The organism is Methylophaga sp. UBA5088 (genome assembly GCF_002414625.1).
Lineage (GTDB): Bacteria > Pseudomonadota > Gammaproteobacteria > Nitrosococcales > Methylophagaceae > Methylophaga > Methylophaga marina.
This window is the reverse complement of record NZ_DIAC01000046.1, coordinates 4,578-13,611: the sequence shown is the minus strand read 5'-3', so window position 1 is coordinate 13,611 and position 9,034 is coordinate 4,578. Positions and strand designations below refer to the sequence as shown.

Below are 9,034 nucleotides of genomic sequence, written 5' to 3'. Positions count from 1 at the left end.
AACACAGACAATACCGAAGTCTTTGATAGTTGCTTCTGCACAGTTACGTGGACAGCCAGATACGGCAATCTTGAATTTATGAGGTGTCCAGCTTCCCCATGTCATTTTTTCAGCTTTAATACCCAGGCCGGTAGAATCTTGCGTGCCGAAACGACACCATTCTGATCCAACACAGGTTTTGACTGTCCGCAGGGACTTACCGTAGGCATGACCAGAAACAAAACCAGCATCACTCAGATCTGCCCACATTTTGGGTAAGTCTTCTTTCTTTATACCGAGAAGATCGATTCGTTGACCACCAGTTATTTTGACTGTGGGTACATTGTATTTTTCGGAAATATCTGCAATTGCACGCAACTCTCTTGGATTGGTTACCCCACCCCAAATTCTGGGTACTACCGAATAGGTGCCGTCTTTCTGAATATTGGCATGCACACGTTCATTAATGAAACGTGACTGAGGATCATCCTGATACTCATTTGGCCAGCTACTTAACATGTAGTAGTTCAAGGCAGGACGACAGGAGTGGCAGCCATCTTCTGTTTTCCACTCAAGTGCAGACATCAAATCTGGAATGTTTTTCAGTGATTTTTCAATAATCGCGGCTTTGACTTCAGCATGCGACAAATCCGTGCAGCCACACATTGGCTTCTTGCTGGGTGTGTCATTAAAGTCACTGCCCAGAGTAGATGCCAGTAACTGTTCAACTAAACCTGTACATGATCCACAAGACGCTGATGCTTTGGTACGGGCTTTAACTTCATCCAAAGTAAACAAGCCATGTTTTGAAATCGCCTGCACAATGTCACCTTTACAGACGCCATTACAGCCACAAATTTCAGCATCATCAGGCAAACCATCAACCGAGTTAGACGGGCCATGCCCAGAATCACCCAGATGATGTTGTCCAAACAACATATTTTCACGAATATCTGAAATATCTGTGCCATCACGCATCAATTGGAAGTACCAGGCCCCATCTACTGTATCGCCATAAAGTACGGCACCAACCAATTGGTTATCTTTTATTACCAGCTTTTTATAAACCTTTCTGGCTGCATCTTTAAATACCAAATCTTCAGTATCATCATCACCAAGAAAGTCACCCGCAGAAAACAGATCGATCCCCGTCACTTTTAATTTTGTTGAGGTCACCGAACTGATATAACGTGCAATCCCCATTTGGGCCAAATGATTTGAACACACCTTGGCTTGCTCAAATAAAGGCGCTACCAAACCAAAGGTTTGGCTTCGATGTTGAACACACTCACCTACGGCATAAATTCTTGGATCAAAGGTCTGCATGGTGTCATCTACCACAATGCCACGGTCACAATGAATATCGGCTGAGCTGGCTAGTTCGATGTTTGGTCGGATACCCACGGCCATCACAACCAGGTCTGCGTCAATTTCAGAGCCATCTTTAAAGCGAAGTTTTTCGACACGGTCACGACCAATGATGGCTTCAGTTTGATGTTCCATCAAAAACGTCAGCCCTTTGCCCCTAAGCTCTTCCAGCATTAGATCAGAAGCAGGTTTATCCAGCTGCTGATTCATTAACACATCACTAATATGAACAACGCTGACATCCATACCTTGAATCATTAGCCCATTGGCTGCTTCCAGACCCAATAAGCCGCCACCGATGACCACGGCTTTTTTATGGATTTTAGCCGTTTCCAACATCGTATCGACATCGGCAATATCACGGAAACTGATCACCCCCTCTAAATCAGAGCCCGGAATAGGCAACATAAATGGGCGTGAACCTGTGGCTAACAAAAGACGATCATAGTTTTCAGTGCTACCATCATCAGCTGTCACGACTCGATTTAAACGATCAATTGTGGTCACTTTTTTACCAGATAACAGTTTGATGTTGTTATCTTCATACCACTGCAGATCATTAATCATGATCTCATCAATCGTTTTTTCACCTGCCAACACAGGTGAAAGCATAATGCGGTTGTAATTACCGTAAGGTTCTTCACCGAAAACAGTAATGTCATATTTATCAGGTGCGAGTTTGAGCAACTCTTCCAGTGTTCGCACCCCAGCCATACCATTACCAATTAGGACTAACTTCTCTCTCATGGATCTCTCCGTCAATCATTGTCTGCATACTTTGGCAAACACTGTGCCAAAAAACTAAACCATTGATTTACATGAAAGACTTTAAAAACACCCTTTTTAATAAGTAGTTTGGATACTTATTTTTGCACCAATATGAAATAACTTGCACCATTTGAGTTCAGAGCAAAAAAAAAGCCCTTCAGTGAAGGGCTTTTTTGGGAATTAATGGTGTTAATTTATGGCTGCATATTCCAGATATGAGACTGAATGACCCATTCACCCTCTTCTGTTTTAGCCAGAACTAATGATAGAACACCGCCGAAGCTAATCTTTTCACCTTCAGCATTTTTACCATCAGCTTGCCAATAGCCTATTTGTGTTATTTGATTATCCGACACATAGATACTATCCGTATCAATACGATGATTTGTGACGCCATTATCGACAAAGCTCTGGAATAACTGACCGATGGCATCTCTACCTTTTAATATAGCGCCATTACCCGGTGATAAGGTGGCATCATTTTTATACAACTGTGTCAGCGCATCTACATCGCCAGCATTAAATGCTTTATTCCATTGAGCATTTGCAAAATCAACTTGATTGTTTACAGATAGCTCCTCAGCTACCACTGGTAGTTGAATAGAAAACATACTGAATAAAAAAACTAAAAACTTCTTCATTACATACTCCTCATAGATATAAACGTATTACTAAACGGATAAACTTAATCAAAAATAGTTAAGTTTTGTTTTAACTTGCCCAGTACTCTCATTAAAGTTTCGCCTTCATCTTTATCGATCACCGACATTAGTTTGCCTAAACGCTGGTAATAATCAGGCATCACATCATCTAGCTGTTTCTGACCTTTTGACGTGAGTTTAATCTGCGTTTGTCGCTTATCTTTTTCATCAACAATTCGTTCTATCAACTTTTCTCGTGACAGACCATCAAGCAGGCCAGTCATGGTCGCACGACTGACACCCGCTTTTTCAGCGAGCTTAGATGGTGAAGAAACAAAGTTATCTTCACGCATCAATAGGATGAGGACCCACCACCGGCCTTGAAGTAGTTGATAGCGACTGAGAAATTCATCCAAACCAATAGAAAGCTCAGAAGCCACTCCTAACAGATGAAGAAACTGCATCACTGCATCAACATCCGCATTGGGGTAACGTGAAGCAAACTTTTCTAATATTGCCTTATCTGGCAAGTCTTTGACTTGAAGCATATCTCATTATAGTTAGCTCCCTAACTGAAAGTAAACCTTTATCTGAAATAAATTCAGCTTCGTTTAAGTTTGGGCCACTAATATGTGAACCGTACCTCAACGAAAGGAGCACAAAAATGAAAAACTTGAAAACAATTAGTTTAATCGGCGCAGCTACTATGATGATGCAAGTGGGTGTTGCTCACGCTGATATGGATGCTGATGATCTTCGTGAAATCAGAAAAATCTCTGAAGGTTTTGGACTTATCTCTTTAGAAGAAGCCCAAGCAAAAGCCCTTGAAGCCAAACCAGGGATTGTTGAAGATGCTGACCTGGAAGATCGTGCCTTTGATAAAGGTTGGGATTATGAATTTGAAATCGTCGACGCCGATGGTGGCGAATGGGAAGTATTAATCGACGCCAAAACCGGTGAAGTTCGTAAAACAACTCAAGACTGGTTCTAAGCCGAAACTGAGGACTGCAGGTGGATATCCACCTGCAGTCCTCCCCATTTCTGGGATTCAGAAAAGTGCATTGTCCCTTCATAACTCTCGACAATATCAAACACTATCGCCAACCCCAAGCCACTACCAGGCGTCGCCTCATCTGCCCTAAAACCACGTTGAGTCAGTGCTGATAAATCATCACCATGACATCCAGGACCGTCATCTTTGACACAGATATAGATACCATCATCTCTATAAATCTCAAGTTCTATTCTGCTTTCACACCATTTGCAGGCATTATCAAGAATATTACCCAATAGCTCTAGCAAGTCTTCCCTGTCACCATGAAAGCGCAGTTGTTTATCCACTCGCCAGCTGATATTTAATTCTTTATCTTGATAGATACGTTTCAATGTATCGACAAGGTTGGTCACCATTTCATTTATATCGACACCTTTACCGGGCAACGTCATACCGGAAACACGAGCACGCTTTAACTCGCGGTCGATAATTTGTTTAATTTCATTTGTCTGCGAATAGATTGCCTGCTTGCCTTCAGAATTATGTTGCATCGCTTCTGTATCAGCAATCTGATTCAATAATGTTAATTGCGTTTTTAAACGATGTGCGAGATTACCAAGTGATTGCCTCGATCGACGGGTCTTAACCACCATACTGGACATCAAACGGTTTAACTCAAACAGCAAAGGTCGAATTTCATCCGGTGCATGTTCATCAATTTTTTCAATCTCACCCTGTCCCAGTAGTTTTAATTCTTGCTTGGCTTTATTGAGAGGTTTCAGAGCAAGCCTAACGATCCAGAATTGAAAAGCTAATAAAGCTAAAACGCCAAGCAGAGATAACACCGTAAAGGTCCACTGAAAATGAGACTTATCCTCCAACATCCAAGCAATATCTTCTGCCACTGTAATGGTGATCTGTTTACCTTGCTTTAGATAGCCAGCAGAAACGGCCATTAATGGTTGTTCACCAGGGCCTTGAAGGTAAAGTGTCGCTTTGGAGCCGATACTTAGAGCAGGTGTAGTGAGATCAAAGTCCCATAAAGATCGTGAAAAAATCTGATGGTCGATGGACTGTATAGAAAAATATAAACCAGAAAAGGCTCGTTGATAGCTGCTGCTCAAACGTCTGCTATCTAAGACGATTTCACCATCAGATTGAATATGAATATGTGCGAGTACGGTTTCCGTCTCTTCTTGTAAACGCGTAATAACCTGTTTTTCAATCAAGCGGTCTATGGTGAAGGTCAGCCATAGCCACTGACCTAATAACAATGCTGCTAAAAAAACAGCCAAGCCAATGGAGAGACGGCTACGGACTGATCGCATCAGTCTTGCTGACCAAAAATATACCCCTGACCACGACGAGTGATTATCCAATCTGCCCCGATCTTTTGCCGTAATCGATTAACATACACTTCCATCACATTACTATCTTTATCGCTATCTAATTGATAGACATGTTCTGTGAGGGTTGTTTTGGAAAGTAACTGCTTTGGATGCAACATAAAGTAACGTAACAGTTTAAATTCAGTACCTGTCAGGCTGTGTTTGTTACCATTTTTTACTATGACAGCTTGCTCAGCCTCATCCAAAGATAAATCCCCATAGCTCAAGGCACCTGGATTGTGTCCCGTACATCGACGTAAAACGGCATTGATTCGAACAATCAACTCTTCTGTCTGAAACGGTTTGGCGAGGTAATCATCGGCGCCTGCTTTAAAGCCTAAGACTTTATCTTCCCATGCATCTCGTGCGGTGAGAATAATCACCGGGACTGAATTAGCCTGACTTCGCCAGTTTTCGAGTACTTCCAGGCCGGACTTTCCAGGCAAGCCCAAGTCCAGAACGATCAGGTCATAAGGTTCGATTTGTCCCATGGCTTCGCCATCAATACCGTCCGTCGACAAATCCGTAGCAAAGCCTGCTTTGTTGAGAGAGTCTTGAAGATTGGGCCCCAATGAAGGGTCATCCTCTACTAATAACAGGCGCATTAATCATCCTCATTTTCCAGATCAACGAATTCACCTGTCTGCGCATCCAGCTCCAGTTCCCAAACCTGACCATCTTTGTCGAGAATTTCTAATTCATAGACATAACGCTCATTTTCTTTTTCCAAATCCGTTTCAATGACTTGGCCTGGCTTTATCATGGCCGCCTTTGTCAGTATTTCCTGGAGTGGCATGATTTTACCTTCTTTCAATAATTGTCTGGCCACAGTGGCGCTTTCTTCTGCCCGCACAGTCGAAAGGCTTAGCATAGCTATAAGCATCAGACATGAACACAGTGACAATGTCAGGAAGGATCTCATCGTATACATCGCTTTTTTACTTGGTTTATCAGTAAAGAATATAGCGATTCAAACTTAAATCAAACTGAATAAACCCGGATTATTGTGTAGTAAAAATTCGAATGACCTCACCATTTTTCAACAAGACGTGGGTACTGCCATCACTGACGGTCTTAAACATCCACTTTTCAAAATTATCCTGGAGTCTTTCACCATCTTTACCTACTTCTAATGCAGGTCTAACCGATTTTACAACATTACTGGGTTGCCAGGTTTGACCACACATCAGTTTGATTTCATCAATATTCATACCTATTTCAATGGCGCTTTTACCACAGGAGTAACTATCCAGATACTCACTGCTACCGGCATGAGAAACACCCGAAAAACCAAGGCCTAAGGCGGCTAAACTGAACCAAAATAAACGCATTTTCTCTCTCCACTCATGTTTATTTTCGGGACAATACCATGAAATAACAGGAAAATCTTGCTACTGTTTATAATCTGATTTAACTGTCCCCAACGATATGCAGGAAATGCATATGTTTTTCGTACTGTATCAGAATGTCATCAATCACTTGCTCTTGATTGTATCCATATAAATCATAATGCTGACTACCCTCAGCCAGGTATACCTCTCCACGGTAATAGCGCTTAGTCTCATCGTCATCATCTTCCAATGCATCCAAAGCAAAACTAGGCATTAAATGTCTGACGCTGTGAACACCATAGACAAAATCTCTTTCACCGCCATACGATACAACTAACTCAATAGAGTCTTTTTTACTGACAATATCAGCATCCACACCCGTTGTTTTTAACTCAGCTGATACTTTTTTCAAAGCATGCTTCACAACTTCAAGCAGAAAAGTTTGCATAGCTGCTTTGTCAGGATATTCACTCAAGTTCTTCAGGCGTTGCTTCCAACTCACTTGTCTGCCTGTGCTAACAGGTGTTTGGGGAACACCAATAATAAGGCGTTTTATGCCTTCCATTCTGAGTCCCTTCATCAAACCAAAGCACATCAGCAACATGATGACGACAAAGGGTAACGCGCCAGCAATCGAAGCTGTTTGCAATGCTTTTAAACCACCAGCTAACAACAATGCTGCAGCAACACAGCCTTCAGTTAAGGCCCAGAAAATACGCTGCCAAACCGGAGGTTTCGGATGACCATTGGATGTGATCATATCAATCACCAAAGAGCCCGAATCCGAAGAGGTGACAAAAAACGTAACAACCAATATCGTCGCTAAGCCAGCCGAGATCATACTAAAAGGCATTTGTTCGAACATGGCATAAATGGCAATGGCATTATTCTCACTTACAGCATTAGATATAACACCAGACAGCTCCCCTAATTCCATATTGATCGCTGTTCCGCCAAAGAAAGTCATCCACATAAAGGTGAAGCCTACCGGCACAAATAACACACCTAAAATGAACTGACGAATGGTTCTGCCTCTTGAAACTCGTGCGATAAACATACCGACAAAAGGTGACCAAGCAATCCACCAGCCCCAATAGAATAATGTCCAGCCACCGATCCAACCGTTAGGATCATAGGCATATAAATTGAAAGTTTTATTCACCACTTCACTGAGATAATTACCGGTATTTTGCACAAACGTTTGTAGTAAAAAGAGCGTTGGTCCAGCAAATAGAACAAACAACATCAGTAGAATAGCCAAGCCCAGATTTAGCTCTGATAAACGTTTGATACCCGAGTCTAAACCAGCAATAACTGAAATCGTGGCGAGTACGGTGATGGCAGCAATCAGGCCTATTTGCAGCGAGACAGATTCAGCTGGTAAATCGAACATATAGGTGAGACCAGCATTGACCTGTAACACGCCCAATCCCAGTGAGGTTGCAACACCGAACATGGTGCCCAGTACAGCAAAGATATCAACGGCGTGACCTATTGGTCCGTAAATACGCTCGCCGATTAAAGGGTAAAGTGATGAACGAATGGTCAATGGCAGGTTATGTCTAAATCCAAAGTAAGCTAAAGATAAACCCACGACGGCATAGATTGCCCAGGCATGCAGTCCCCAGTGAAAGAAGGTAATTGACATGGCTTCACGTGCTGCCGCAATATCACCGCCTTCACCTACGGGTGGGGCTGAAAAATGCATAATGGGCTCTGCAACACCGAAGAAGAGTAAGCCTATCCCCATACCAGCGCTAAATAACATGGCGAACCATGATAAATAGCCATAATCAGGCTCGGAATGATCAGGCCCAAGCTTAATGGCGCCATATGAAGTCATAGCCAGACCAATACTGAACACTAGAAAAAAACCGACAGCCAATAAATAGAACCAACCAAAAGTATCGACTATCCAGCTTTGAGTATCTTTAAATACGACTGATGCTGTATCAGAAAAGAAAGCAGCAAAAATAACAAAAGCGATAATTAAAATGGCCGAACCAAAAAATACGGGAGGATTGATTTCTGCTTTGCGAGGTTTTTTATTATCTATCGTCTGCTCGGTCATTACGGACTCTCTCTATGATTATTATTGTAAGTACGAATATTCAGCACCTAGAAGTAGTAGCCAAAATTGATATTAAAACGTGTCTGCCAGTCATCATTCTGATTAGCACCGAGACGATCACCAAATGGGTCATCCCCCCCGATAAATTCATTACCGTTCGAGGCGCTTAGATCTGTGTAGATGTACCAATTACCACTCGCCCAAGCTGCACCAACTGTTGCTAAGGCACTATCGTTAAAATCATGCTCTTGTTTGAGAAGGACACTGTACTCGACGTAAGGCATGACATAGTCCAACCAAGGCAGTTGGTCAGTATCGTAACGATAACTTAGAGAGATAGCTGGTAACCAGGCTTCAGCCGCTGCAGTACTGGGGAAGTCATAAGCGCCCATTTGAACTAACTTGCTGGTACCTAATGGTTGATTACGATCGACATCAAACCGGTAATAAGTCAGTTGTGTAGCCAATGTGAATGCCTGCCATTTATTCAACAA

Annotated in this window: 9 protein-coding genes and 1 pseudogene; 1 reads left to right on the top strand and 9 read right to left on the bottom strand. The window is 42.4% G+C overall.

The genetic code is table 11. The features are described from left to right. From nirB to B4K20_RS06125, 3 genes are all read right to left on the bottom strand, one after another. The coding region (gene nirB / locus B4K20_RS06135; RefSeq protein WP_289282263.1) for a nitrite reductase large subunit NirB at positions 1-2,094 on the bottom strand (2,094 nt) is incomplete at its 3' end. A 215-nt stretch (positions 2,095-2,309) separates the two neighbouring features. Then, positions 2,310-2,756, bottom strand: coding sequence for a YybH family protein (locus B4K20_RS06130; RefSeq protein ID WP_289282262.1), 447 nt, complete (start codon positions 2,754-2,756; stop codon positions 2,310-2,312). A 44-nt stretch (positions 2,757-2,800) separates the two neighbouring features. After that, positions 2,801-3,304 (bottom strand): MarR family winged helix-turn-helix transcriptional regulator, encoded by a 504-nt coding sequence (locus B4K20_RS06125; protein WP_289282261.1) that lies wholly within the window; start codon positions 3,302-3,304, stop codon positions 2,801-2,803. A gap of 116 nt (positions 3,305-3,420) precedes the next feature. Here B4K20_RS06125 and B4K20_RS06120 point away from each other — a divergent pair, with 116 nt between their 5' ends. Further along, on the top strand, positions 3,421-3,747 hold the full coding sequence (locus tag B4K20_RS06120; RefSeq protein WP_286304215.1) for a PepSY domain-containing protein: 327 nt from the start codon (positions 3,421-3,423) through the stop codon (positions 3,745-3,747). On the opposite strand, the gene B4K20_RS06115 is transcribed toward B4K20_RS06120, so the two are convergent. The 6 genes and pseudogenes from B4K20_RS06115 to B4K20_RS06090 all read right to left on the bottom strand — a co-directional run. After that, a complete protein-coding gene (locus B4K20_RS06115) occupies positions 3,744-5,078 on the bottom strand; it encodes an ATP-binding protein (RefSeq protein WP_289282260.1) in 1,335 nt (444 codons plus the stop codon). The genes B4K20_RS06120 and B4K20_RS06115 overlap by 4 nt on opposite strands. Further along, positions 5,078-5,743 (bottom strand): response regulator transcription factor, encoded by a 666-nt coding sequence (locus B4K20_RS06110; protein WP_289282259.1) that lies wholly within the window; start codon positions 5,741-5,743, stop codon positions 5,078-5,080. Before B4K20_RS06110 ends, B4K20_RS06115 begins: the two co-directional genes overlap by 1 nt. Next, positions 5,743-5,967 (bottom strand): PepSY domain-containing protein, encoded by a 225-nt coding sequence (locus B4K20_RS06105; protein ID WP_289282258.1) that lies wholly within the window; start codon positions 5,965-5,967, stop codon positions 5,743-5,745. Before B4K20_RS06105 ends, B4K20_RS06110 begins: the two co-directional genes overlap by 1 nt. A 172-nt stretch (positions 5,968-6,139) precedes the next feature. Then, positions 6,140-6,469 (bottom strand): DUF2845 domain-containing protein, encoded by a 330-nt coding sequence (locus B4K20_RS06100; RefSeq protein ID WP_289282257.1) that lies wholly within the window; start codon positions 6,467-6,469, stop codon positions 6,140-6,142. Between the two features lie 79 nt (positions 6,470-6,548). Beyond that, a complete protein-coding gene (locus tag B4K20_RS06095; protein WP_289282256.1) occupies positions 6,549-8,540 on the bottom strand; it encodes a BCCT family transporter in 1,992 nt (663 codons plus the stop codon). A gap of 47 nt (positions 8,541-8,587) precedes the next feature. Further along, positions 8,588-9,034, bottom strand: a pseudogene (locus tag B4K20_RS06090) (hypothetical protein); the annotation flags it as partial.